The sequence below is a fragment of the Cronobacter turicensis genome (assembly GCF_041222865.1).
Classification (GTDB): domain Bacteria; phylum Pseudomonadota; class Gammaproteobacteria; order Enterobacterales; family Enterobacteriaceae; genus Cronobacter; species Cronobacter turicensis.
In genome coordinates this window covers 3,440,523-3,465,185 of record NZ_CP165997.1, presented here as the reverse complement: position 1 = coordinate 3,465,185, position 24,663 = coordinate 3,440,523, and the positions used below count along the sequence as shown (strand labels likewise).

At 57.5% G+C, this 24,663-nt stretch carries 23 protein-coding genes, 1 tRNA gene and 1 pseudogene; 15 read left to right on the top strand and 10 right to left on the bottom strand.

The window, feature by feature from the left end:
- Window positions 1-26: 26 nt before the first annotated feature.
- Window positions 27-424, top strand: a pseudogene (gene dkgB / locus AB8W27_RS16620) (2,5-didehydrogluconate reductase DkgB); the annotation flags it as partial.
- A gap of 16 nt (window positions 425-440) precedes the next feature.
- Here the strand turns inward: dkgB and yafC are convergent.
- Window positions 441-1,328, bottom strand: coding sequence for a DNA-binding transcriptional regulator YafC (gene yafC / locus AB8W27_RS16615; protein ID WP_041923220.1), 888 nt, complete (start codon window positions 1,326-1,328; stop codon window positions 441-443).
- 240 nt (window positions 1,329-1,568) lie between these two features.
- Here yafC and AB8W27_RS16610 point away from each other — a divergent pair, with 240 nt between their 5' ends.
- Entirely contained in the window at window positions 1,569-2,372 is an 804-nt protein-coding gene (locus AB8W27_RS16610) for an endonuclease/exonuclease/phosphatase family protein (RefSeq protein WP_012815381.1), read from the top strand.
- Between the two features lie 70 nt (window positions 2,373-2,442).
- The gene (locus AB8W27_RS16605; RefSeq protein WP_012815382.1) at window positions 2,443-3,213 is read left to right on the top strand and encodes a class I SAM-dependent methyltransferase; all 771 of its coding nucleotides are present in this window, start codon (window positions 2,443-2,445) and stop codon (window positions 3,211-3,213) included.
- 63 nt (window positions 3,214-3,276) lie between these two features.
- Here AB8W27_RS16605 and mltD read toward each other — a convergent pair whose 3' ends face one another.
- Together mltD and gloB are read right to left on the bottom strand one after the other, a co-directional pair.
- Window positions 3,277-4,650, bottom strand: a complete 1,374-nt coding sequence (gene mltD, locus AB8W27_RS16600; protein ID WP_041923221.1) for a murein transglycosylase D — start codon at window positions 4,648-4,650, stop codon at window positions 3,277-3,279.
- 71 nt (window positions 4,651-4,721) lie between these two features.
- Window positions 4,722-5,477: a hydroxyacylglutathione hydrolase gene (gene gloB, locus AB8W27_RS16595; RefSeq protein ID WP_012815384.1), complete on the bottom strand. Its 756-nt coding sequence runs from the start codon at window positions 5,475-5,477 to the stop codon at window positions 4,722-4,724.
- A 32-nt stretch (window positions 5,478-5,509) separates the two neighbouring features.
- Between gloB and AB8W27_RS16590 the strand changes: the two genes are divergently transcribed.
- Window positions 5,510-6,226, top strand: coding sequence for a class I SAM-dependent methyltransferase (locus AB8W27_RS16590; RefSeq protein WP_012815385.1), 717 nt, complete (start codon window positions 5,510-5,512; stop codon window positions 6,224-6,226).
- Here the strand turns inward: AB8W27_RS16590 and rnhA are convergent.
- Window positions 6,223-6,798, bottom strand: coding sequence for a ribonuclease HI (rnhA, locus tag AB8W27_RS16585; protein ID WP_161571848.1), 576 nt, complete (start codon window positions 6,796-6,798; stop codon window positions 6,223-6,225). The genes AB8W27_RS16590 and rnhA overlap by 4 nt on opposite strands.
- On the opposite strand from rnhA, the gene dnaQ reads away from it, so the two are divergent.
- Both dnaQ and AB8W27_RS16575 read left to right on the top strand, forming a co-directional pair.
- Complete coding sequence (gene dnaQ / locus AB8W27_RS16580) at window positions 6,752-7,483, top strand: DNA polymerase III subunit epsilon (RefSeq protein WP_007760502.1); 732 nt, start codon at window positions 6,752-6,754, stop codon at window positions 7,481-7,483. The two genes, rnhA and dnaQ, sit on opposite strands and share 47 nt — an antisense overlap.
- A gap of 132 nt (window positions 7,484-7,615) precedes the next feature.
- Window positions 7,616-7,692 (top strand) — tRNA-Asp (locus tag AB8W27_RS16575).
- A gap of 89 nt (window positions 7,693-7,781) precedes the next feature.
- Here AB8W27_RS16575 and AB8W27_RS16570 read toward each other — a convergent pair.
- On the bottom strand, window positions 7,782-8,552 hold the full coding sequence (locus AB8W27_RS16570) for an amidohydrolase (RefSeq protein WP_012815387.1): 771 nt from the start codon (window positions 8,550-8,552) through the stop codon (window positions 7,782-7,784).
- A 107-nt stretch (window positions 8,553-8,659) separates the two neighbouring features.
- The gene (gene fadE, locus AB8W27_RS16565; RefSeq protein ID WP_012815388.1) at window positions 8,660-11,104 is read right to left on the bottom strand and encodes an acyl-CoA dehydrogenase FadE; all 2,445 of its coding nucleotides are present in this window, start codon (window positions 11,102-11,104) and stop codon (window positions 8,660-8,662) included.
- A gap of 228 nt (window positions 11,105-11,332) precedes the next feature.
- On the opposite strand from fadE, the gene lpcA reads away from it, so the two are divergent.
- Window positions 11,333-11,914 carry a D-sedoheptulose 7-phosphate isomerase gene (lpcA, locus tag AB8W27_RS16560; protein WP_007698112.1) on the top strand — a complete coding sequence of 194 codons (582 nt, stop codon included), beginning with the start codon at window positions 11,333-11,335 and terminating at the stop codon, window positions 11,912-11,914.
- A gap of 90 nt (window positions 11,915-12,004) precedes the next feature.
- Window positions 12,005-12,772: a class II glutamine amidotransferase gene (locus AB8W27_RS16555; RefSeq protein WP_012815389.1), complete on the top strand. Its 768-nt coding sequence runs from the start codon at window positions 12,005-12,007 to the stop codon at window positions 12,770-12,772.
- Here the strand turns inward: AB8W27_RS16555 and dpaA are convergent.
- On the bottom strand, window positions 12,743-13,480 hold the full coding sequence (gene dpaA, locus AB8W27_RS16550) for a peptidoglycan meso-diaminopimelic acid protein amidase (RefSeq protein ID WP_007760544.1): 738 nt from the start codon (window positions 13,478-13,480) through the stop codon (window positions 12,743-12,745). The two genes, AB8W27_RS16555 and dpaA, sit on opposite strands and share 30 nt — an antisense overlap.
- 228 nt (window positions 13,481-13,708) lie before the next feature.
- Window positions 13,709-14,575 (bottom strand): glycerophosphodiester phosphodiesterase family protein, encoded by an 867-nt coding sequence (locus tag AB8W27_RS16545; RefSeq protein WP_041923222.1) that lies wholly within the window; start codon window positions 14,573-14,575, stop codon window positions 13,709-13,711.
- 138 nt (window positions 14,576-14,713) lie between these two features.
- Here AB8W27_RS16545 and dinB point away from each other — a divergent pair, with 138 nt between their 5' ends.
- The 3 genes from dinB to prfH all read left to right on the top strand — a co-directional run bounded on the left by dinB (window position 14,714) and on the right by prfH (window position 17,869).
- Complete coding sequence (dinB, locus tag AB8W27_RS16540; protein WP_007760597.1) at window positions 14,714-15,769, top strand: DNA polymerase IV; 1,056 nt, start codon at window positions 14,714-14,716, stop codon at window positions 15,767-15,769.
- Between the two features lie 346 nt (window positions 15,770-16,115).
- Entirely contained in the window at window positions 16,116-17,255 is a 1,140-nt protein-coding gene (locus tag AB8W27_RS16535) for an RNA ligase RtcB family protein (protein WP_041923223.1), read from the top strand.
- Window positions 17,252-17,869: a peptide chain release factor H gene (gene prfH, locus AB8W27_RS16530; RefSeq protein WP_041923224.1), complete on the top strand. Its 618-nt coding sequence runs from the start codon at window positions 17,252-17,254 to the stop codon at window positions 17,867-17,869. The genes AB8W27_RS16535 and prfH overlap by 4 nt, the downstream gene beginning before the upstream one ends.
- A 216-nt stretch (window positions 17,870-18,085) precedes the next feature.
- Here the strand turns inward: prfH and pepD are convergent, their stop codons facing one another.
- Window positions 18,086-19,543 (bottom strand): cytosol nonspecific dipeptidase, encoded by a 1,458-nt coding sequence (pepD, locus tag AB8W27_RS16525; protein ID WP_012815394.1) that lies wholly within the window; start codon window positions 19,541-19,543, stop codon window positions 18,086-18,088.
- Between the two features lie 260 nt (window positions 19,544-19,803).
- Between pepD and gpt the strand changes: the two genes are divergently transcribed.
- The 3 genes from gpt (at window position 19,804) to crl (ending at window position 22,064) form a co-directional block, all read left to right on the top strand.
- Window positions 19,804-20,262 (top strand): xanthine phosphoribosyltransferase, encoded by a 459-nt coding sequence (gpt, locus tag AB8W27_RS16520; protein WP_007698209.1) that lies wholly within the window; start codon window positions 19,804-19,806, stop codon window positions 20,260-20,262.
- 107 nt (window positions 20,263-20,369) lie between these two features.
- The gene (gene frsA / locus AB8W27_RS16515) at window positions 20,370-21,617 is read left to right on the top strand and encodes an esterase FrsA (protein WP_041923225.1); all 1,248 of its coding nucleotides are present in this window, start codon (window positions 20,370-20,372) and stop codon (window positions 21,615-21,617) included.
- Between the two features lie 57 nt (window positions 21,618-21,674).
- Entirely contained in the window at window positions 21,675-22,064 is a 390-nt protein-coding gene (crl, locus tag AB8W27_RS16510; RefSeq protein WP_007761101.1) for a sigma factor-binding protein Crl, read from the top strand.
- A 118-nt stretch (window positions 22,065-22,182) separates the two neighbouring features.
- Here the strand turns inward: crl and phoE are convergent, their stop codons facing one another.
- Entirely contained in the window at window positions 22,183-23,265 is a 1,083-nt protein-coding gene (phoE, locus tag AB8W27_RS16505) for a phosphoporin PhoE (protein ID WP_041924109.1), read from the bottom strand.
- Window positions 23,266-23,556: 291 nt separating this feature from the next.
- Here phoE and proB point away from each other — a divergent pair, with 291 nt between their 5' ends.
- On the top strand, window positions 23,557-24,660 hold the full coding sequence (proB, locus tag AB8W27_RS16500) for a glutamate 5-kinase (protein WP_004385346.1): 1,104 nt from the start codon (window positions 23,557-23,559) through the stop codon (window positions 24,658-24,660).
- The last annotated feature ends 3 nt before the right edge of the window (window positions 24,661-24,663 follow it).

Sequence of the window (24,663 nt, the reverse complement as noted above, 5' to 3'; positions counted from 1 at the left end):
CTTGAACTGGGCTAACGCGCTACTGATTGGAGCTGATGCAGCAGGCTATCAATACCGTAAGCGTCGGCAATATAGCGACTAACCAGATTGAGCTGCCGCGTTATCTGCAAAACCGTACGGTGATTAAATAGGCACAGGTGAAGAGTATTCATATTACTTCTTATATGACGCTGGCTTATGGCAGCGCGGTTAAGGATGAAAAACGATTATCCGAATCGCGCAAAAGCATAATGCCACGCCTGCGAAGCCCATTCTCAGTCGGGCAATGGCTCTGGGCTGTTGGGTGATCCCTTCTTCCACGAAGCGCCAGAACTTACACAGTAATCTGCTCACGCTTGATGCTAATGATATGAAGGCTATCGCCGCGCTGGAGCGCAACAAGCGCCTGGTAAGCCCTGACGGCCTGGCTCCTGAAGGGGATTGAAGATAGCCCCAGGGGGCTATTTTTTTAACTGCTCGCTCAGAAAGTCGATGAATGTTCTGATCCGCGTGCTCACTGCACGATCGCTGTAATAGACCGCGCTGAAGGGCATTTCCACTGGCAGACGATACTCTGCCAGTAATTCCACCACGTCTCCCCGCTTAATTTCTTTATCAATCATATAGTCTGAAAGACAGGCGATGCCGTTGCCGGTGAGGCACAGTTGTTTAAGCGTTTCACCGCTGTTCGAGGTCATTCCCGGCGTAATCTCCAGTAACTGACCATCTTCACAGGCGACCGGCCACGTATTCAGGGATACAGGCTCCGTGAAGCCAAGGCAGATATGTTCTTTAAGATCGCAGATGGTTTCTGGCACCCCGTGGCGCGCCAGATAGTCGGGCGACGCAACAATTTTCCGATAACTAATAAAGAGTGGTCGCGCGCGCAGGCTGGAATCGGTCAGCGTACCTGCCCGGATGGCCACATCCACTTTGCGCTCAATCAGATTGATAAAGGTTTCCGAAGAGACCAGCGAAAGCGTGACTTCAGGGTAGCGTTCGCGAAAGGGCTTAATCATGGGCAGAAGCAAATGGAGGATCACAGGCGTGGCAGCGTCGATCCGCAACAGCCCGCGCGGCGTCTGGCGGCTTTCCATCAGTTCGGTTTCCGCCGATGCCATCTCCTGTAAAACTTGCTGGACACGGCGAAAATAACGCTCGCCTTCCTCTGTCAGGCTCAGCTGGCGCGTCGTGCGGTTCAGCAAACTCACCCCAAGTTTCATCTCAAGCTTCTTCACTGCGCGGCTGACGGCGGAGTTCGCGAGGTTAAGCTGTTCTGCCGCCCGGCTGAAACTCCGGCTTTCCACGACGGCGACAAAAATAATCAGTTCATCAGAAGAGGCTTTCATTATTGCTCCGTCGGCAAAATTTCAGGGCGATTTTAGAGATTTTTGTTATTTAACCACAGCGCCATGCGGCGCGCCATTAACGGCGCGGTGAGGCGGCGTGCCGGCGCGAATTCTCGTCGCGTCTTACATGCAGCACTCATATGGCTTTCATCCCGCCCATTGCATCTGTGAGCTAAAATCCCTATAACAGGTAAAGGTCGCTTATCTTGCGAACACATCTACAGGGGTTAGCAGCGAAACGTGCGAAAAAATACTTATGCCATGCGCTATGTCGCCGGTCAGCCAGCAGAACGCATTCTGGCGCCAGGATCGTTTGCGAGTATAGGAAAGGCATTGCCCGCCGGCGCCCCCTTGCCCGGAGACGGTTCGCTCCGGGTGCTGGTCTGGAATATCTTCAAGCAGCAGCGCGCTGAATGGCTCTCGGTCCTGCAAAATTTCGGTAAAGAGGCGCACCTGGTATTGTTACAGGAGGCGCAGACGACGCCAGAACTGGTTCGATTCGCGACGTCTAACTATCTGGCGGCCGATCAGGTACCGGCCTTTGTGCTGCCGCAGCATCCGTCAGGCGTGATGACGCTCTCTGCTGCGCATCCGGTCTATTGTTGCCCGCTTCGCGAGCGTGAGCCTATCCTGCGTCTCTCTAAATCGGCGCTGGTGACGGTCTACCCGCTGCCCGACGGTCGTTTGCTGATGGTGGTAAACATTCATGCAGTCAATTTCAGCCTCGGCGTGGATGTCTACAGTAAACAGCTGGGACCCATCGGCGATCAGATAGGCCATCACAGCGGCCCGGTGATTATGGCCGGCGATTTCAACGCCTGGAGTCGCCCGAGAATGAATGCGCTTTACCGCTTCGCGCGTGAAATGTCGCTGCGTGAAGTGCGTTTTACCGATGACCAGCGCCGCCGCGCGTTTGGTCGCCCGCTCGATTTCGTGTTTTATCGCGGTCTTGCCGTACAGGAAGCTTCCGTTCTGGTTACCCGCGCCTCCGATCACAACCCGCTACTCGTCGAATTCAGTCCCGGCAAACCTGAGCAGAAGTAAGGTGTGTCAGGTCTGCCGTTGGGCAGACCCTGTGCCTGCCCTTTCTTTTACTCAACGCAAGGACATGACAATGGCAACACACTCTCATCACGACAATGTCGACAAGCAGTTTGGCTCCCAGGCGAAGGCCTATTTAACCAGCCAGGTGCATGCAACGGGGCGCGATCTCGTTCATCTGCGCGAGCGGCTGGCGGCATTCCCGCAGGCGCGCCTGCTCGATCTGGGGTGTGGGGCAGGGCATGCCAGCTTTACGGCGGCGGAACAGGTACGGGAAGTGGTGGCTTACGACTTATCTTCTTCCATGCTTACGGTCGTGGAAGAGGCGGCGCGTGAACGTGGGCTTACCCATCTGTCGACCTGTCAGGGCTATGCTGAATCGCTGCCTTTTGAGGCGGAGAGTTTTGATATTGTCATCAGCCGTTATTCGGCGCACCACTGGCACGATGTCGGGCTGGCGTTGCGTGAGGTGAAGCGTGTTCTGAAGCCCGGCGGCATGATGATCATGATGGATATTCTGTCGCCGGGCCATCCGGTGCTGGATATCTGGCTGCAAACCATCGAGGCGCTGCGTGACACCTCGCATGTCCATAACTATGCCAGCGGCGAATGGTTGCAGATGTTCAATCAGGCGGGGCTTATCACCCGAGACGTGCGTACCGACAGGCTGAAGCTGGAGTTTGGCAGCTGGATTGCGCGTATGCGCACGCCAGACGTGCTGACGCAGGCAATACGGCTTTATCAGCAAAGCGCGTCGGCTGACGTGCAACGCTATTTCGCGCTGCAGGAGGACGGCTCCTTTACCAGCGATACCATCATCGTTGAGGTAAATAAGGCGGCGTAACGTCATAAAAAGAAAAAGGCACCGGGGGAATCGGTGCCTTTCTACTCTTATCGCGGCTTGTCGTCAGGAATCAGGCGTTGAACTGTTCTTCACAAACAGGGTGATTTGATCGCCCGGTTGCAGATTGTCCGTATCACTGTTCCAGCGCAACACATCCTTGATGTTAACGCCATGACGCTTAGCGATGCTTGCGAGCGAATCGCCCTTACGCACTTTATAGGTGATGCTGTCATTGTTGCTTGCCAGTTCACCCGCGCCGCTAACCGTGCCGACAGAGAGCGTCTGGCCTGGTTTCAGCTTCGCGCCGCGCAGATTATTCCAGCGCTGCAAATCTTTGGTGCTGACGTTCATCCGTGCGGCAATTGCGGAAAGCGTATCGCCAGACCGGACTTTGTACGTCCGCGCCGACAGCGAATTATCCGCAACCAGCGTCGGCTGAACCGCGGCGATTTCACCGGCTGCCAGAGACGTACGCAACTGCTGCGCATGTTTCTGCGGCACCATTACGTACTGTGGCCCGCTTACGCCAAGGGTAGAGCCCTTAACGCCAGCATTAAAGGTTTTCAGTTTATTCACTGAAATCCCCGCCATTTCCGCCAGCTGTTCCATTTCCACCGGATTATTGACCTTCACGCGTGCCAGCGCGCGGCTTTCATCCGTTGACGGTAAACGCACCCCATACCTTTTGCTGTTTTTGAGAATGTCACTCAACGCCAGCATTTTCGGCACGTAAATTTTGGTTTCCTGTGGCAGTGAGAGCGACCAAAAATCCGTGGGTTTGCCACGTGCTTTATTCGCTTTCATTGCCTTCAATACACGACCTTCACCGCTGTTATAAGCCGCGACAGTGAGTAACCAGTCGCCGTCGAACATACGGTTCAGACGCTGCATCATGTTGAGTGCGGCAGTGGTTGAGGCCACCACGTCACGACGCGCGTCGTAATTTCGGGTCTGTTTTAAACCATAATTCCGCCCCGTGCTCGGGACAATCTGCCAGATGCCTGCGGCATTCGCGCCAGATGTCGCGTGGGGGTTAAAAGCGCTCTCCACTATGGGTAGTAGTACCAGTTCCATTGGCATATTACGTTTTTTAATCTGCCCGGCTATCCAGTACATATACGGCTCTGCCCGTAAAGTTACATCGTGGAGATAGCTCTTATTACTCAAATACTTCAGTTTTTGTTCGCGGATCCGGTCATTTTCCGGAATCCCCATCTTTAGCTCGTCGCCAATGAAAGTCCACAGGTCCTGATCTTGCGCGAGGAACGTTCCATCGTCCATCCACCGCGCAGAAGCCGCTCGACCAGCGAACTTTCCTGCTTCCCCTTGACCAGCCGCAGAAAGGCTCTGTGCATGCTGTTGGACACCGCCGTCATGTTGAGACGCCTGGCACCCCACAAGCAGGACAGAGGCGAGTAAGATCGCTTTTGCCTTCATGTGTGTGTCAATAGTTGCTTAAAAGACGAGCAATGATAACGGCGAAGTTTCCTGAATACAAGTAAGAATTTTTAGAAGTTATCTTTCTTTGACCTTAACCACGCGAATCTCTCCTCAGGGGTTGACAACCGCAGATCTGGATTAATTTTATCAATTAAATCATCGTCTTCCAGACGCAGGTAAAGATTTATTTGACGCTCATTTTTAAGAATTGAGGGGAGTGTTTTTTGATTTTTCGCACGTAACTCATTAACTTCTCGATAATATTGGGTTAAAACCGGATCGTTCGGTAAAATAGCCACTAAAAACTTAAGATTGCTTAATGTGTACTCGTGGGCGCAGCAAATGAGGGTATTTTCAGGCAGTGCGTTTATTTTCTGGAAGGACTGATACATCTGCGTGGGCGTGCCTTCAAACAGGCGTCCGCAGCCAGCCGAGAACATCGTGTCACCGCAGAAAAGATAAGGGAAACTGAAATATGAGAAATGTCCTAAAGTGTGACCTGGCGTAGAGAACGCGAGGAATTCACAACCCAGAACGTTGAACTTCTCGCCATCGTTGACTATAACCTGCGCGCCTTTGCTGCGAGTCTCTTCCGGCCCGTACACGATGAGATCCGGAAACCGCGCCACTAACGCTTTCACGCCGCCTGTATGGTCGTGATGATGATGTGTAAGCAGAATTGCCACCGGCTGCCACTGGTTTTCCTCAATGGCGCGAAAAACGGGTTCCGCCTCGCCCGGGTCGACAATCAGGCATTTTCCTTCCTCATCATTCAACACCCAGATGTAGTTATCCTCGAAAGCAGGAATACTGTTAAGATTCATAAATCACCTCTTATGCGTTACGGAAGGTAGTGATGAAACCGGCAAGGACACCCGCGACACTCAGCGCACCGGCCCACTGGGATGCGTTTTCCTGGGGCGACCATTACCGCGCGACGCTTGAGCGGGAACTCCAGCCCTGGCTTGGGAAAATGTATGGCTTTCATTTACTTAAGATAGGCAATCTCAGCGCGGAGATAAATACCGAAGCCTGCGCTATTTCACATCAGGTCAATATCGCCCTGCAGGGCGACGCGTTGCAGGTGCAGGGCGATCCGCTGCATCTGCCGTTTGCCGCGAAATCCGTGGATGCCTGCCTGCTGGCGCATACGCTGCCCTGGTGCCCCGATCCGCACCGTCTGCTCAATGAGGCGGACCGGGTGCTGATTGACGACGGCTGGCTGATTATGACGGGCTTCAATCCGGTCAGCCTGCTCGGGGCCGCAAAACTTCTGCCGGTCATGCGCAAACGCGCGCCTGTGAATAGCCGGATGTTTACGATGATGCGTCAGATGGACTGGTTGTCGCTGCTTAATTTCGAACTGCTCTATTACAGCCGCTGCCAGGTGTTGCCGTGGTGTCGGCAGGGCGGAAAGATGCTGACCAAACATCTGCCGGCGCTGGGGTGTTTACAGGTGATGGTGGCGCGTAAGCGCACCATCCCGCTGACGATGAACCCGTTAATGAAGGCGCGCGCCCGCACGCATCTGCGTCCGGCGGTCGGCGCCACGCGCCAGTATCGTAAACCTTAGCTGGCCGTCGCTTCCGGCTGATAGCCGGTATCTTCCAGCGTCGGCGCCATGGCGGCGGCGCGGGCCAGTTCGTCGCAGCGCTCGTTTTCCGGGTGACCAGCGTGGCCCTTTACCCATTCCCATTTGATTTCGTGCTGGCTCAGCGCCGCATCCAGCCGTTGCCATAAATCGACATTTTTCACCGGCTTCTTCTCGGCCGTCTTCCAGCCGCGTTTTTTCCAGTTATGGATCCACTGCGTGATGCCCTGGCGCACATACTGGCTGTCAGTGCTCAGCGTCACAATGCAGTGCTCGCGCAGCGCCTCAAGGGAGACAATCGCCGCCATCAGCTCCATACGGTTATTGGTAGTCAGGCGATAGCCCGCGCTGAAGGTCCGCTCATGCTGTTTGTAGCGCAGGATAGCGCCATAGCCGCCCGGCCCTGGGTTGCCGAGACAAGATCCATCGGTGAAAATTTCTACCTGTTTACGCATCTCTGGTAGACTTCCTGTGAGTAAAAAGCCAAGTCTGACATAAACGAGCGCTATGAGCACAGCTATTACACGACAGATCGTTCTGGATACCGAAACCACCGGTATGAACCAGATAGGCGCCCATTATGAAGGGCACCGCATTATTGAGATCGGTGCGGTCGAAGTCATCAACCGCCGCCTGACCGGCAATAACTTCCACGTCTACCTCAAGCCCGACCGTCTGGTGGACCCGGAAGCCTTTATGGTTCACGGGATCTCCGATGAGTTCCTGATGAATAAACCCGTTTTCGGCGATGTGGTGGAAGATTTTCTCGATTACATCCGCGGCGCTGAACTTGTCATCCATAACGCCTCGTTCGATATCGGCTTTATGGATTACGAATTCGGCATGCTTAAACGCGGCCTACCGAAAACCGAAACGTTCTGCAAAATCACCGACAGCCTGGCGCTGGCCCGTAAAATGTTCCCGGGCAAGCGCAACAGCCTCGATGCGTTATGCTCGCGTTATGAAATAGACAACACCAAGCGTACGCTGCACGGGGCGCTGCTCGACGCCCAAATTCTCGCGGATGTGTATCTGGCGATGACCGGCGGGCAGACCTCCATTGCGTTCGCGATGGAAGGGGACGGGCAACAGCAGCGGGACGATACCGGCATTCAGCGCGTAGTGCGTCAGGCGTCGCGTCTGAAAGTGGTCAGGGCCTGCGATGAAGAGCTGGCGGCGCATGAATCGCGTCTCGATCTGGTGCAGAAAAAGGGCGGCAGCTGCCTCTGGCGCGCCTGATTGTACTGAAAACGCTGACAAATTCGCCGTGCGGGCGATTTTTAAAGCAAACGATTCAAAATGTGAGAAAAAGCGTTGACGGCACAGGGGGCAGTCCGTAATATTCGCCCCGTTCCCCAGGGAACACAACGCGGAGCGGTAGTTCAGTCGGTTAGAATACCTGCCTGTCACGCAGGGGGTCGCGGGTTCGAGTCCCGTCCGTTCCGCCACTATTCAGAAAGCCCGAATCAGCAATGATTCGGGCTTTCGTCATTTCCGCGTCAGGAAAAACGGCGGGCCGCAAACGGCCCGTGATGGTTTACCCGAGCGTAAACCGGTCGGCGTCCTGCCAGGCCGGGAATTTCTCGCGATAATCTTTAAGCGATTCCAGCGACAGCTCAGCTTCCACGCGTACCGCCTGATGCGCCTCGCTCGCGGCGATGATTTCGCCCTGCGGGTTGATAATGCGGCTGTCGCCGCGATAGTGATGGCCGTTGCCGTCGCTGCCGACGCGATTACAGGCCGCGACATACGCCTGGTTTTCGATAGCGCGCGCCGTCAGCAGCGCCTGCCAGTGCAGGGCGCGCGGGGCGGGCCAGTTCGCCACATACAGCGCCAGATCATAATCGTCGCGGTTGCGCGACCACACCGGGAAGCGCAGGTCATAACAGACCAGCGGCAGAATGCGCCAGCCGCGCCACTCCACCACCAGCCGCGTGTCGCCCGCCACATAATGCTGATGCTCATCGGCCATGCGGAAGAGATGCCGTTTATCGTAGCGATGCACCGCGCCCTGCGGCTCCACCAGTAAAAAACGGTTCACCGGCCCGCGCTCGCTCTGCAACGCCGCGCTGCCAGCCACCATCGCGCCGGTCTGGCGGGCTTTTTCCTGCATCCAGGCGACGACGGTCTCTTCGGGCAGCGACGACTGCGCGGCTTCCATCGCAAAGCCCGTGGTAAACATCTCCGGCAGCACAATCAGATCCCGTCCCTGCGCCTTTTCCAGCAGCACGTCGAAGTGGCGCAGGTTGGCGGGACCGTCCATCCAGCTCAGCGGCTGCTGCATCAGCGAAATTTTTAAACCAGACACGTTCAGACTCCCCCGTCATTGGCTACTCTGGCCACTTTATCATGCACGCGGCAGGATGCGAGGCAATAAAAAACCCCGCCGGAGCGGGGTTTTTTAACAGGGCTGGATCAGGCGGCTTCAACTTTACGTACCGTTTCCGGCAGCTTTACCGGCTGTGTCGCCAGCGCATCCGGCTCGAAATCGTCAACGTTAATGCTGCGCAGACGGCTCTCTTCGGCACGGATAAGAATAGCGGCCTCGTCTTCATTGATACGGCCTTCTTTCAGCGCGCGTTTCGCCAGCTCATCAAGACGGGTAAACGGCAGGTTTTTGCCCATCTCTTTGCAGATCCGCTGGTGGATAGGATCGGCGGCCATTACCTCCAGCAGCGCCTGTTCCAGCAGCCCGACCGGGTTATGCTCGCTCGGCGTCAGGTACTGACCGCGGCCGATACGTGAACGGGTCGCCGACGGCGTTTGCAGGATCTTCGCAAGCTTATGGTCGAGCTTATCGGAAGGCGCGTCGTAACGGCGGCCCGCCGGGAAAATCGCCAGGCTCAGCAGGCCTGCCACCGCGCCATTCGGGAAGTTACGCAGCAGATCGCTGATCGCCTGCTCGGCCTGATGCAGCGCATCCTGCACGCCCCAGTGCACCAGCGGGAGATCCGCCTCCTGGCGGCCTTCGTCGTCGTAGCGCTTGAGCACCGCCGAGGCCAGATAGAGCTGGCTCAGCACATCGCCCAGACGCGCCGAGATACGCTCGCGACGCTTCAGACTGCCGCCCAGTACCGCCATCGACATGTCGGAGAGCAGAGCCAGGCTGGCGCTCAGGCGGTTGATATGCTGATAGTAGCGGCGCGTGGCATCGCGGGTCGGGCTGCGGCTGGTCAGGCCGTTGGTCAGGCCAAGCCAGAAGCTGCGCACCATGTTGCTGCCCACGTGGCCGATATGACGGAACAGCAGCTTATCGAAGGCGTTAACGTCGTTATTCTGCGCCGCCGCCATCTCTTCCAGCACATACGGGTGGCAACGAATCGCGCCCTGGCCGAAGATCATCATGGTGCGGGTCAGGATATTCGCGCCTTCCACGGTAATTGCGATAGGCGCGCCCTGATAAGCGCGGGCCAGGAAGTTGCCCTCGCCGAGCATAATGCCTTTACCGCCTGCGATATCCATCGCATCAATAATGGATTGCTGACCGCGGTGGGTGCAGTGATATTTCACAATCGCCGACAGGACCGCCGGTTTTTCGCCAAGCATAATGCCGTAGGTGATAAGCGATGCAGCGGCGTCCATCACGTAGGCGTTACCGGCGATGCGCGCCAGCGGCTCTTCAATCCCTTCCATCTTACCGATCGAGACTTTGAACTGACGGCGAATGTGGGCGTAGGCGCCGGTGGCCAGCGCAATCGACTTCAGGCTACCGGTCGAGTTAGACGGCAGCGTAATGCCGCGGCCCACCGACAGGCATTCCACCAGCATACGCCAGCCCTGACCGGCCATCTTCGGCCCGCCGATGATATAGTCGATAGGCACAAAGATATCGTTGCCGCGCGTCGGGCCGTTCTGGAACGGCACGTTGAGCGGGAAGTGGCGGCGACCGATTTCCACGCCCGGCGTGTTCGTCGGGATCAGCGCACAGGTAATGCCGAGCTCTTGCTCGCCGCCCAGCAGACGATCCGGGTCAGAGAGTTTAAACGCGAGGCCCAGCACGGTGGCGATAGGCGCGAGCGTAATGTAGCGCTTGTTCCAGGTGAGGCGCATACCGAGCACCTGCTCGCCCTGCCACTCGCCCATGCAAACCACGCCGGTATCCGGAATGGCGCCCGCATCGGAGCCCGCTTCAGGACTGGTCAGCGCGAAGCAGGGAATTTCCACGCCACGCGCCAGGCGCGGCAGGTAGTGGTTCTTCTGCGCTTCGGTGCCGTAGTGTTGCAGCAGTTCGCCAGGGCCGAGGGAGTTTGGCACGCCGACGGTGATGGCGAGAATGCCGGAGACGCCGGAGAGTTTTTGCAGCACGCGGGACTGCGCGTAAGCCGAGAACTCCAGACCGCCGTACTCTTTTTTGATGATCATCGCAAAAAAGCGATGCTCTTTCAGGAACGCCCACAGCTCCGGCGGCAGATCCGCCATTTCATGCGTTATCTGGAAGTCATTCGCCATGCGGCACGCTTCTTCCACCGGGCCGTCAATAAACGCCTGCTCTTCGGCGGTCAGCTTCGGCTGCGGGTAGTTATGCAGCTTCTGCCAGTCCGGGTTGCCGCGGAACAGATCGCCTTCCCACCAGGTCGTCCCGGCGTCGATCGCTTCTTTCTCCGTGCGCGACATTGGCGGCATCACTTTACGAAAGCCGCGGAACACGGGCGCGGAGATCAGAGACTTACGCACCGGCGTAAGGTTCAACGGCACCAGAATAATCGCCAGCGGCACCAGCAGCCACAGCGACCACAAGCCGACGGCGCCCAGGGCGGCGGTCCAGGCGAGCAGGATCAGGCTGCTGAGTGGCAGGCTGACGCGATGGTAAAACAGCGCACCGATAAGAACGAGGGTGGCAACGATACTCAAGATCATCATAAAGAAAAGCTCCCTTGCTTGTAGGAGGTCTGACCACTTGTGATGATATGGTTGTAGAGGATGTTGCTTTTTTTAGCAATGCGTTCACAAAATAATTACAACCTGGCTCACATTGTTGCCGCACGTAAACGCAAAACCTGTACGCCTGGCGCGGCGTAGCGCTTCTCGCTCCCGGCACTATCCGCTACACTGCATCCGGTTACTTTTTAATGCTGAAGGATATCCCTCATGTACCAGGATCTGATTCGTAACGAGCTGAACGAAGCGGCCGAAACGCTGGCTAACTTTCTGAAAGATGAAGCCAATATTCACGCTATCCAGCGTGCGGCGGTGCTGCTGGCGGACAGCTTTAAAGCGGGCGGCAAAGTGCTCTCGTGCGGCAACGGCGGTTCGCACTGCGACGCGATGCACTTCGCCGAAGAGCTGACCGGGCGCTACCGTGAAAACCGTCCGGGCTACCCGGCGATCGCCATTTCCGACGTCAGCCACATCTCCTGCGTCGGCAACGATTTCGGTTACGACCACATCTTCTCCCGCTATGTCGAAGCGGTAGGGCGCGAGGGCGATGTCCTGCTCGGCATTTCTACCTCCGGCAACTCCGGCAACGTGATTAAAGCGATTGACGCCGCGCGCGCCAAAGGCATGAAAGTCATCACGCTGACCGGTAAAGACGGCGGCAAAATGGCGGGAACGGCGGATGTGGAAATTCGCGTGCCGCATTTCGGCTATGCTGACCGTATTCAGGAAATTCACATTAAAGTGATCCACATCCTGATCCAGCTTATCGAAAAAGAGATGGTCAAAGCCTGATAAGGCGCTGTCGCCGGACGCGCTCGACGCACGACCGGCTTGCCCCAGTGACGCCTTCCGACAGGAAGGCGGCGTGTGATGAGGTGATCTATGTGCGAACTGCTCGGGATGAGCGCCAACGTGCCGACGGATATCTGCTTTAGCTTTACCGGCCTCGTGCAGCGGGGCGGGGGAACCGGCCCGCATAAAGACGGCTGGGGCATTACCTTCTACGAAGGCAAAGGCTGTCGCACCTTTAAAGATCCGCAACCGAGCTACAACTCGCCCATCGCGAAGCTGGTGCAGGACTACCCGATCAAATCCTGTTCCGTAGTGGCCCATATTCGTCAGGCGAACCGCGGCGAAGTGGCGCTGGAAAACACGCACCCGTTTACCCGCGAGCTATGGGGCCGCAACTGGACTTATGCCCATAACGGCCAGCTTACTGGCTATCGCTCGCTCGATACCGGCCCGTTTCGCCCGATTGGCGAAACCGACAGTGAAAAAGCGTTCTGCTGGCTGCTGCATAAACTCACCACGCGCTACCCGCGAACGCCAGGCAACATGACGGCGGTCTTTCGCTATATCGCGGAGCTGGCGGGCGAACTGCGGGAGAAGGGCGTGTTCAATATGCTGCTGTCCGACGGGCGCTATGTGATGGCGTTCTGCTCCACCAATCTCTTCTGGATAACGCGCCGCGCGCCGTTTGGCGTGGCCAAACTGCTCGATCAGGATGTGGAAATTGATTTTCAGGAGGAGACCACACCGAATGATGTGGTCACGGTGATCGCCACTCAGCCGCTGACGGGCAATGAAACCTGGCACAAAATCATGCCAGGCGAGTGGGCGTTATTTTGTCTCGGGGAGCGTATAGTTTGACGCCAGCTGCGGGTGCACCACGCTGCTGCTGAGCGGCTTGCTGACCACGTAGCTGCCATTCACCACCGAAACCACCGGCGGCTGACGTGTCGTCATAAAGTAATCGTAGCCGGGCTTAAGCTGTTTCCAGAAGCCGATATAGTACGAATACTTGTGGCGCTCCATATTGGCGTCGGTCATGCGGAACGGATAGATGCTGACCTGCACGTTCGGCTGACCAAATACCAGCGCGCCGGTGACGAACTGGAAAATCTCATCGATATTTTTATCGGTCATCGCGTAGCAACCCACGGAAACGCACGCGCCGTGGATCATCAGATATTTCCCTTCATACCCGTTAGCGCGGTCAAAGGCGTTCGGAAAACCGATATTGATCGCTTTATAAAAACGGCTGTCGGGTTTGAGCTGGCTGCGTTGCACGCTATAGAAGCCTTCCGGGCTTTTGAAATCGCCCTGACGGCGTTTCGGCCCAAGACCGCCGGAATAGTTGCAGATGTTATAGCTATCCAGTAACTGATACTGCTCGCCCATCTTGACGTACAGCTCAAGCTTGCGCTCTTCCTTAAAGATCTGGATATAAACCGGGGAACCCATTAACTGCTGTTTTAATTCTTTTTTTATTGGGGTGACGCTGTCGCTACTGACTGTACTGGCCCATGAAAAGCACGACACCAGAAGCATCGCAATTAACAATGCGATTTTACGCATACTGCTTGTTTCCTTGATAAAGCTAAGACCGATGCCGAAAGGCGAAGGGATCCAAAATAAGACTATTCTGGTTCAGGAGCGCTCACATTAGCACCGCTATTATTTTTCGCAAGCGCTGCCTGCTGCGTTTACAATTAAGTTCCGCTTAACTTCCTTGCGCCCCACAGAATTTACTCAATTACGGTCGAATAAGGAAGGTCGCCGCCGCAGTACGGCGGCGTTATTCGATTAACGCGCGCGGGCGCTGAACTGGCCCGGCGAATCAACCATCACGCCGTCCGCGTTCAGCTCCACGGCTTTCTGGTAATCCTGCGGCGAGTTCACGCCAAACAAAATAATGTGCGCGTCGCCGTGGGAGCGGAAACAGTCCATCGCCTCTTTATCCCACGTCAGCGTGGCCGGTGAAACGCCTTCGCCAAGCGTGAATTTCTCCACCACTTCCACTTTGCGGTTCAGCTCCAGGCCGTACCAGCGTGATGGTTCATCGGCACCCGGCACCGGGCACTGATGCGCGAGGGACACGTTCGCGAGCCGGGTGCGGGTTTCGCTGCGGGTGGCGAAGCGCGCAATGGCTGGGGGCAGCGCCTGGAGATACTTATCTTCGGTGGAGTAGACGCGCACCCGCCCGAGGCTGTGCGTTTTCTCCAGTACCGCCAGAAGCTGTTGCCCCATGACGCCCGGCGCGGCATCCGGCGATTTAATGTCGATGTAAAATGGCGTCTGCGGCCATTTTTGCAGCACGCTCTCAAGCGTTGGGATCGTAGCCCCTTTGCCGCGCCACGGGTGTGTGTTGTCGCCCCATTTCCAGCCCGCATCCACGGCGCCCAGCTCTTGCGCCGTGAAACGGGAAACCGGGCCGCTGCTGTTGGTCAGCGCGCTTAAGTCGCTCGGACGGTAGAGCACCGGCACGCCATCTTTGCTGAGCTGCACCGTTACCCATATCGCGTCGGCGCGGTTTTCCAGCGCCAGCGCAATGGCGGGCAGGGTATTTTCCGGCGCGTCGCCGGTGCCGCCCCGGTGGGCTATCAATTGCGGGCTGGCGCAGGCCAGCGTGGCGGTGCTCAACAGCAGCGCGGCAAGCGAAACTCGAATCATGCTTTTCTCCTTAATCCCTGTGATTCAACGCAGTAGCAGCCATGTTGATATCACAGCTCTGTGACAGCCCGTGGCGGACAGTTGCCGCCGCGCCCATTTTTTGCCAGACTGTATGGACATACAGTGCGGGGTTTCGCGATGCGCAAAATCATTCATGTCGATATGGACTGCTTTTTCGCGGCGGTAGAGATGCGCGATAATCCAGCCCTGCGCGATATTCCGCTGGCGATTGGAGGCAGCCGCGAACGGCGCGGCGTTATCAGTACCGCCAACTACCCGGCGCGTAAATATGGCGTGCGCAGCGCGATGCCCACGGGCATGGCGCTCAAGCTCTGCCCGCATCTCACGCTGTTGCCGGGGCGTTTTGAGGCTTATAAAGAAGCGTCCGCCCATATCCGGGAAATATTCTCGCGCTATACCTCGCTGATTGAACCGCTCTCGCTCGACGAGGCTTATCTGGATGTCTCCCACAGCCCGCACTGTTATGGCTCGGCCACGCTGATGGCCAAAGAGATCCGCCAGACGATTTTCGACGAACTCCAGCTCACCGCGTCGGCGGGTATCGCGCCGATCAAATTCCTCGCCAAGATCGCCTCCGATCTCAACAAGCCCAACGGGCAGTATGTGATCACGCCTGAAGAGGTGCCGGCGTTTTTGCGCACGCTGCCGCTTGGCAAGATCCCAGGCGTCGGCAAAGTGACGGCGGCGAAGCTTGAGAGCCTCGGCCTGCGCACCTGCGAGGATGTGCAGAAGAGCGATCTCGCCGCGCTGCTCAAGCGCTTTGGCAAGTTCGGGCGTGTATTGTGGGAGCGTAGCCAGGGGATAGACGACCGGGAGATCAGCAGCGACAGGCAGCGTAAATCGGTCGGCGTCGAGCGTACCCTGGCGGAAGATATTCATGAATGGGCGGAGTGCGAGGCGATCGTGGAGCGGCTCTACCCGGAGCTTGAACGCCGCCTCGCCGCCGTTCAGCCGGATCTGCGCATCGCCCGCCAGGGTGTGAAGCTGAAATTTAATGATTTCCAGCTCACCACGCAGGAGCACGTCTGGCCGAAGCTTAACAAAGAGGATCTGCTCGCCACGGCGCGCAAAACCTGGGAAGAGCGCCGCAGCGGGCGCGGCGTGCGGCTGGTGGGGCTGCATGTGACGCTGCTCGACCCGCAAATCGAGCGGCAGCTGGTGCTGGGGCTGTAGGGGCTTATCCTCGGGCCCGGTGGGTGCGCTTCGCTTACCCACCCTACGTGATGATAACCGTCGGGAAGCGTAGGGCGGGTAAGCGTCAGCGCACCCGCCGCTGACACCCGCCACCGAACCCCTACCTGAACTAATAGTTATCCGCGATCCCTCATTGTACCGGCATACCGCACTCGTTATGATGCAGGCCGTTTTTCCCATTCTCTTCATCTGCAAAGGAGGCACATCATGACTTACACCACGCTGATTACGCTTTGCAGACTGACCCAGGACTAATTCCGCTTTTTTCATTGCCCGGGTTTTCGTCTGCCACATCCTTATTTTTTTCCACATTATGGATTGGTATATGGGCAATTTTATTCGTCCCTTGTCTGACGCTGTCGCATATCTTGCGTCGGACGATCTCTGGATTGAAAGCGCCGCCACGCAACAACTGTTAACCACCGCCAGGCTTGCGGGAATGACTCGCGTGGTCGGCATGCCGGATCTGCATCCGGGGCGTGGTTACCCCATCGGCGCGGCCTTTTTCTCCGTTACTCGTTTTTACCCGGCGCTGGTGGGTAATGACATCGGCTGCGGCATGGCGCTGTGGCAAACCTCGCTGTTAACCCGCAAGCTCAACCTCGATAAACTCGAAAAGCGCCTGCAAACCTACAGCGATATCGCCCCGACCGACTGGCTGGAAGCGGCGCTGCCGCCGTCGCTTGCTGCGCACCCGTATGCGGCGTCGCTCGGCTCGGTGGGCGGCGGCAATCACTTTGCGGAGCTGCAGCAAATCGACAGCGTCTATGACGACGACGCGATTGAGGCGCTCGGCATTCGCCCTGCGCAGCTCCTGTTGTTGGCGCACAGCGGCTCGCGCGGCTTTGGCCAGCAGATCCTGCGCGCCCACGTTGAGCGCTTCTCCCACGACGGGCTGGACGCGGGCAGCGAGGAGGCCAGCGAGTATCTGGCGCAGCATCAGCTGGCGCTCGATTTCGCGGTCGCCAACCGTGCGCTCATCGCGCGTCGTTTGCTGGCGCATATCAAAGAGACCGGCGAGCCGGTGCTTGATGTTAACCATAACCTGCTTGCGCCTTACACCTTAGGCGACACGCAGGGCTGGCTGCATCGTAAAGGTGCGACGCCCGCCAGTCTCGGCCCGGTCGTTATCCCTGGATCGCGCGGCGATTACAGCTATCTGGTGCAGCCGACGGGCGGCAGCGAGGCGCTCGATTCGCTGGCGCACGGCGCGGGCCGTAAATGGATGCGTACCGAGTGCAAAGGCCGTCTTTCCGGTAAATTCAGTCCGGCGCAGCTCTCCCGCACGGCCTTTGGCAGCCGGGTGATTTGTCGCGACCGTCAGCTTATCTACGAAGAAGCGCCGCAGGCGTATAAATCGATAGAGAGTGTAATGCAGTGCCTGACGGGCGCGGGGCTGGTGAAGCCGCTTGCACGCCTGAAACCGGTGCTGACCTTAAAAACCAGCGGGGAGCGAAGCGAATGATCTTATTGCAACTCTCTTCCGCTCAGGGGCCGGACGAATGTTGTCTGGCCGTCAGTAAGGCGCTGGAGGCGCTGCGCAAAGAGGCGGCGCAGGCGGATGTCGCGCTGTCGGTAATAGAAGAAGAGCCAGGGCCCCGCGCTGGTACGCTGCGTTCGGCGCTGGTCTCGCTTGAAGGCGAAAATGCGCAACCGCTCGCGCAGCGCTGGTGCGGGACATTACAGTGGATATGCGAAAGCCCGTATCGCCCGCGTCATGCCCGTAAAAACTGGTTTATCGGCGCGGCGGTGTTTACGCCGGTGGGTGATATGCCGCAAAGCGACATTCGTTTTGACGCGTTGCGCGCGTCCGGGCCGGGCGGACAGCACGTCAACAAAACCGACTCGGCGATACGCGCCACGCATGTGGCGAGCGGCATTAGCGTGAAGGTGCAGTCAGAGCGCAGCCAGCATGCCAATAAAAGGCTGGCGACGCTGTTGATTGCGCATAAGCTCGAAGAGCAGCGCGACGCGCAGAGCGCAGGTCAAAAAGCGCAGCGGCGGTGGTTTCATCATCAAATAGCGCGCGGCAATCCCACGCGGTGTTTTACGGGGAAAGGTTTTACGCCGGTGAAGTGATCGCGGCCGTGTTAAAGGTGGGCGCGCCAGACTGGAAGGTGGGTGCGCTCACGCTTACCCACCCTGGATGATGATAACCGTCGGGAAGCGTAGAGCGGGTAAGCGCAGCGCACCCGCCGTTGACACCCACCTTTCAAACTCGCCGTTTCCCGCCACGGCAAAAAAACCACAACAAAAAAGGCGGCCCCAGGGCCGCCTTTCTTTTGCATCAAACGTTTATTTCGCCGGGATCGCTTTCAGCAGTTCGGTCAGCAGTGTCCAGTAGTGGCCCACGCTTTCGATATGTACCTGCTCATCCGGCGAGTGCGGCCCGGTAATGGTCGGCCCGATAGACACCATATCCATCTGCGGGTACGGCTTTTTGAACAGCCCGCACTCCAGACCGGCGTGGATCACCTGGATATTCGGCGTCTTGTTAAACAGACGCTGATAGGTTTCACGCACCAGCGCCATCACCGGCGAGCTGGCGTCCGGCTGCCAGCCAGGGTAGCTGCCTTTGGCCGCGGTTTTCGCGCCAGCCAGCGCGCCGAGCGATTCCAGCATGCTCACTACATACTCTTTCCCGCTGTCGATAAGCGAGCGGATCAGGCAGATGATTTCCGCCTGCTCGTCGGTCATGGTCACCACGCCCACGTTCAGGGAGGTTTCCACCACGCCTTTCGCCACGTCAGAGTTGCGAATCACCCCGTTCGGCGTCGCGTTCAGCAGCGCGATAAACGCATCGCGGCTCTGCGCGGTCAGCGCGGTTTTATCGGTCGTAGCCGCTTCCAGCACAACGGTAATGTTCTTCTCTTTAACGGACAGCTCGTTTTTCAGGATATCGAGATAGGTATTCGCCAGCGTTTTCAGCTCGCCTGCGTTAGCGGCGGGCACCGCAACGGTCGCGAACGCTTCACGCGGGATGGCGTTACGCAGCGTGCCGCCGTTGAAATCCACCAGACGCAGATCCAGCGCCTGCGCATGTCCGCACAGGAAACGCGCCAGCAGTTTGTTGGCGTTGCCGAGACCCAGATGAATATCGCCGCCGGAGTGGCCGCCCTTCAGGCCTTTGAGCGTCAGTTTGAACGTCTCAAAACCGGCCGGGATAGCTTCGCGGGAGAGCGGCAGCGTGGAGATAAAATCGATACCGCCAGCGCAACCCATGTAGATTTCGCCTTCTTCTTCGGAATCGGTATTAATGAGGATATCGGCCTGCAGCCAGCCTGCCTGCAAACCAAACGCGCCGTCCATCCCGGCTTCTTCGGTCATGGTCAGCAGCACTTCCAGCGGGCCGTGTACGACGCTGTCATCCGCCAGCACCGCGAGCGCGGACGCCATACCGATGCCGTTATCCGCGCCAAGCGTGGTGCCGCGCGCTTTCACCCATTCGCCATCGATATACGGCTGGATAGGGTCTTTCGTGAAATCATGAACGGTGTCGTTATTTTTCTGCGGCACCATATCGAGGTGCGCCTGCAGCACGACCGGCTTGCGGTTTTCCATGCCGGCGGTGGCCGGTTTGCGAATTAAAATGTTGCCCACCTGATCGCGCTCGGCGAACAGGCCTTTTTCCTTCGCCCAGCCCATGATGTGTTCGGCGAGTTGTTCTTCATGGTAGGAAGGATGCGGAATGGAGCAGATTTTCGCGAAAATATCCCACAGCGGTTGAGGGGAGAGTTGAGACAGTTCAGACACGTTAAGTCTCCTTGACTGGGCCCGATGCAGCGCGGCGTACGGGCCTCTGGGTTATCGTTGTGATGTGCCGCAAGACGGGCCTGGGCAATAGCCCGAGAATACCACTTTCTTTTATGCCGTGCAGACCAAAGCGAGTAAAAACCACGGCCCATGCCGCGTGGCACTGGTTTTTAGCGGCTCAGATCTCTATAATCTCGCGCAACCTATTTTCCCCCTGAACACTTTTTAAGCCGTTTTTTAAACTGGCCGGGACACTTCACATGAGCGAAAAATACGTTGTCACCTGGGATATGTTACAGATCCACGCGCGCAAGCTGGCGAGCCGCCTGCTGCCTGCCGATCAGTGGAAAGGCATTATCGCCGTCAGCCGCGGCGGTCTGGTGCCTGGCGCACTGCTGGCGCGCGAACTGGGTATCCGTCACGTTGATACCGTCTGTATCTCCAGCTACGACCATGACAACCAGCGCGAACTGAAAGTTATCAAGCGCGCAGAAGGCGATGGTGAAGGCTTTATCGTGGTGGACGATCTGGTGGATACCGGCGGCACCGCAGTGGCTATTCGTGAGATGTACCCGAAAGCCCGCTTCGTGACGATTTTCGCTAAACCGGCAGGCCAGCCGCTGGTGGATGACTACGTCATCGATATCCCGCAGGACACCTGGATCGAGCAGCCGTGGGATATGGGCGTGGTCTTCGTACCGCCGCTGTCCGGCCGTTAATCCCGTCCTTACGCATCTTTACGCCCGGCAATGCCGGGCGTTTTTGTTTTTATCCGCCGCCTGCGAGTACAATCATGTTTTGTGCTGTTTTTACGGAGGCAGAAAGCATGTCGCAGGCCAATCTGAGCGAAACCCTGTTTAAGCCGCGGTTTAAATACCCCGAAACCTCGACGCTGGTGCGTCGTCTTCAGCACGCGCCGCCTCCGGTGATTCAGTCCACGCTGGACGGTAAAACGGTGCCGCAGTGGTATCGCATGATTAACCGGCTGATGTGGGTCTGGCGCGGCGTCGATCCGCTGGAAATTCTCGACGTACAGTCGCGTATCGTACTGAGCGACGCGGAACGCACCGATCCCGCGCATTACGATACGGTCATCGGCTATCGCGGCGGCAACTGGATTTTTGAGTGGTCGAAGCAGGCGATGGCGTGGCAGCAGCGCGCCGGACAGGAAACCGACGAAGAGGCCATCGGCAAGGCCTGGCTGATGGCTTCCACGCTCTACAGCATAGCCGCCTATCCGCACCTGAAAGGCGACACACTTGCCGAGCAGGCGCAGGTGCTGGCGAACCGCGCTTATGAGGAAGCCGCCACGCGGCTCTCCGGCGAACTGCGCGAGCTGGAATTCCCGATCCCTGGTGGCGCGACCATCACTGGCTTTCTGCATCTTCCCAAAGGCGGGCAGGGGCCGTTCCCGACCGTCCTGATTTGCGGCGGGCTGGACGCGCTGCAAAGCGACTACTTTAATCTTTTTGAGCGTTACTTCGCGCCGCTCGGCATCGCGATGCTCACGATTGATATGCCCTCGGTCGGCGCGTCGTCCAAATGGACGCTGACGCAGGATTCCAGCCTGCTGCATCAGCACGTGCTTCAGGCCCTGCCGAACCTGCCGTGGGTCGATCATACCCGCGTGGCGGCGTTGGGTTTCCGCTTCGGGGCGAACGTGGCGGTGCGGCTTGCTTATCTGGAGGCGCCGCGTCTGAAGGCGGTGGCGTGCATCGGCCCGATAGTGCATCAGCTCTTCAGCGATCCGGCGCGTCAGAATCAGGTGCCGGAGATGTATATGGATGTGCTGGCGAGCCGCCTTGGCATGTATGACGCCTCGGATAACGCGCTGCGTATCGAGCTCAACCGCTATTCGCTGAAAACGCAGGGGCTGCTCGGCCGCCGCTGCCCGACGCCCATGCTCGCAGGCTACTGGAAAAACGACATTTTCAGCCCGGAGGATGAGTCGCGTTTAATCGTGTCGTCATCTGTGGACGGTAAACTCCTGGAGATCCCCACTTCGCCGGTATACAGCAACTTTGATAAGGCGCTGCATCAGATTTCCGGGTGGGTAAACCATAAATTGCGTTAATGATTTGCTAATTTCCATTGGTTTGGTAAAACAATGGCTTCACAAAAGGAGATCGCAATGACGTTACCGAGTGGACACCCGAAAAGCAGGATGATTAAGAAATTCACTGCCCTTGGCCCGTATATTCGGGAAGAGCAGTGTGAAGGCAACCGCTTCTTCTTTGATTGCCTGGCTGTTTGCGTCAACGTCAAACCAGCGCCGGAGAAGCGTGAATTCTGGGGCTGGTGGATGGAGCTGGAAGCGCACGAAGACCATTTCACCTACACCTGGCAGTTCGGCCTGTTTGATAAAGAGGGCGACTGGACAGCGGTCCCTATCAAAGAGGACGAGGTCAAAGAAAAGCTGGCGCAGACGCTACGCGGTTTTCACGAAAGACTGCGCGCGCTGCTCGCCTCGATGGATTTAAAACTGGAGCCGGTAACAGAAGATCTGAAGCTTTCTGCATAAGCCGCATTTCAGTTAATACTTAAATAACGCATAAAAAATAACCCCGCCGACGCGGGGTTATTTTTTTCGTAGCCACAGTTTTTATTCAGGCGCGGCGTATTTCCGCGCCTGAGATTAATCAGAACTGATAGTTCAGGCCGACAGCAACAATGTCGTCGGTAGAAATTTTCAGGCGACGCGTCACGTCGTCTTCATCAATCTGGTTAATTTTGTAATCCACAAACGCGGACATATTTTTGTTGAAGTAGTAGGTCGCGCCCACGTCAACATAATTCACCAGATCCTGGTCGCCGATACCGTTTTCGATATCTTTGCCTTTCTGCATCACGTAGCCGAGAGACGGACGCAGACCGAAGTCGAACTGGTACTGGACCACGGCTTCGAAGTTCTGGGTTTTGTTAGCAAAGCCCTGATCGGCGGCGACAGCGCCTTTAATCGGGGTCATGTTGCGGGTTTCAGAATACATCACCGCCAGGTACAGGTTATTGGCGTCATACTTCGCGCCAGCGGCCCAGGCGTCTGCGCGCTCGCCGCCGCCCAGGGCTTTCAGCTCCTGCACGTTGGTACGGTCAGAGGTAGTGTAAGCGCCGCCCAGGACGAAATCGCTGCCGCCGAAGTCATAGGTCAGCGAGGTGCCGAAGCCGTCGCCGTTCGCGGTGGAGTAATCAGAGCGCTCGTTTTTGCCCTGGTATTGCAGGGTCATGTTCAGGCCGTCGACAGCGCCGAAGAAATCGCTGTTACGGTAGGTCGCGACGCCAGAGGTACGTTTGGTCATGAAGTTATCGGTTTTCGCGGAGGAGTCGCCGCCGAATTCCGGGAACATATCGGTCCAGGCTTCCACGTCATACAGGGCGCCCAGGTTGCGGCCGTAATCCAGCGAGCCAAAATCTTTCACTTTCAGACCCGCGAATGCCAGACGCGTTTTCTGGGAGCCGTCGTTTTCGGCGCGGTTGCCGGCGATCTCATATTCCCACTGGCCGTAACCGGTCAGGTCGCTGTTGACCTGCGTTTCGCCTTTGAAGCCCAGACGCGCGTAAGTTTTATCGCCGTCGTTGCTCGCGTCGTCGCTCATATAATGCATGGCTTTTACGCGACCATAAATATTGACTTTATTTCCGTCTTTATTAAACACCTCTGCGGCCTGAACAGCAGAAGACGCAACAATACCCATCACCACTAATGCCAGAGTGCTCTTTTTCATCATTAATCCCAATCATTATTTACGCGCTAAAATTCGCGGGTCAAAGACCTGTGAAAAAACAAGATGGGTTTTAACGGTCGGATATGAAAAAAATATGACAAAGTAAGATAAATTTTAAAAAGATATATTTTTCGTAAACTGTAATAAAAACATCAAACAGCGCCGCTATCCTTGCCGGTTCGCCAGCGCGGCGTGCGGTTTTTCCGGCCAGGAGTTGGCAAGGGCGCGCTCTCCTGTTACAACGTCGTTTTGGGTTTAATTTTTCCAATTTCGTTGATACGGCAAAACATCATGAGTAACAGCCAGACCCTGGTGGTGAAACTGGGGACCAGCGTCCTGACCGGCGGCTCCCGCCGCCTGAATCGCGCCCATATTGTCGAACTGGTGCGCCAGTGCGCGCAGCAGCACGCCGCCGGGCATCGCATTGTCATCGTCACGTCCGGGGCGATTGCCGCCGGGCGCGAGCACCTGGGCTACCCGGAACTGCCGGCGACCATCGCCTCCAAGCAGTTGCTGGCGGCCGTCGGGCAGAGCCGTCTGATCCAGCTCTGGGAACAGCTTTTTTCAATTTACGGCATCCACGTGGGGCAGATGCTGCTGACTCGCGCGGATATGGAAGATCGCGAGCGCTTTCTGAACGCCCGCGACACGCTCACCGCGCTGCTGGATAACCGCATCGTGCCGGTGATTAACGAAAACGACGCGGTCGCCACGGCGGAAATCAAAGTCGGCGATAACGATAACCTTTCGGCGCTGGCGGCAATTCTGGCGGGCGCCGATAAACTGCTGCTGCTGACCGACCAGCAGGGCCTCTTCACCGCCGATCCGCGCAACAACCCGCAGGCTGAGCTGATTCAGGATGTTTACGGCATCGACGACACGCTGCGCGCGATTGCGGGCGACAGCGTCTCCGGTCTTGGCACCGGCGGCATGGGCACCAAGCTTCAGGCCGCGGACGTCGCGGGCCGCGCGGGTATCGAAACCGTGATTGCGGCGGGCAGCAAGCCGGGCGTGATTAACGATGTTATCGAAGGGCTGCCGGTCGGCACGCGCTTCCACCCGCAGCAGACGCCGCTGGAGAACCGCAAGCGCTGGATCTTCGGCGCGCCGCCCGCCGGCGAAATCACCGTCGACGAGGGCGCGCAGTCGGCCATTCTGGAGCGCGGCAGTTCGCTACTGCCGAAAGGCATTAAAAGCGTGACCGGAAACTTTTCGCGCGGCGAAGTGATTCGCATCCGTAATCTGGAAGGGCGCGACATCGCCCACGGCGTCTCCCGCTATAACAGCGACGCGCTGCGCCGCATCGCCGGACACCACTCGCAGCAGATTGACGCCATTCTCGGCTATGAATATGGCCCGGTAGCGGTTCACCGCGACGACATGATCACCCAATAAGGA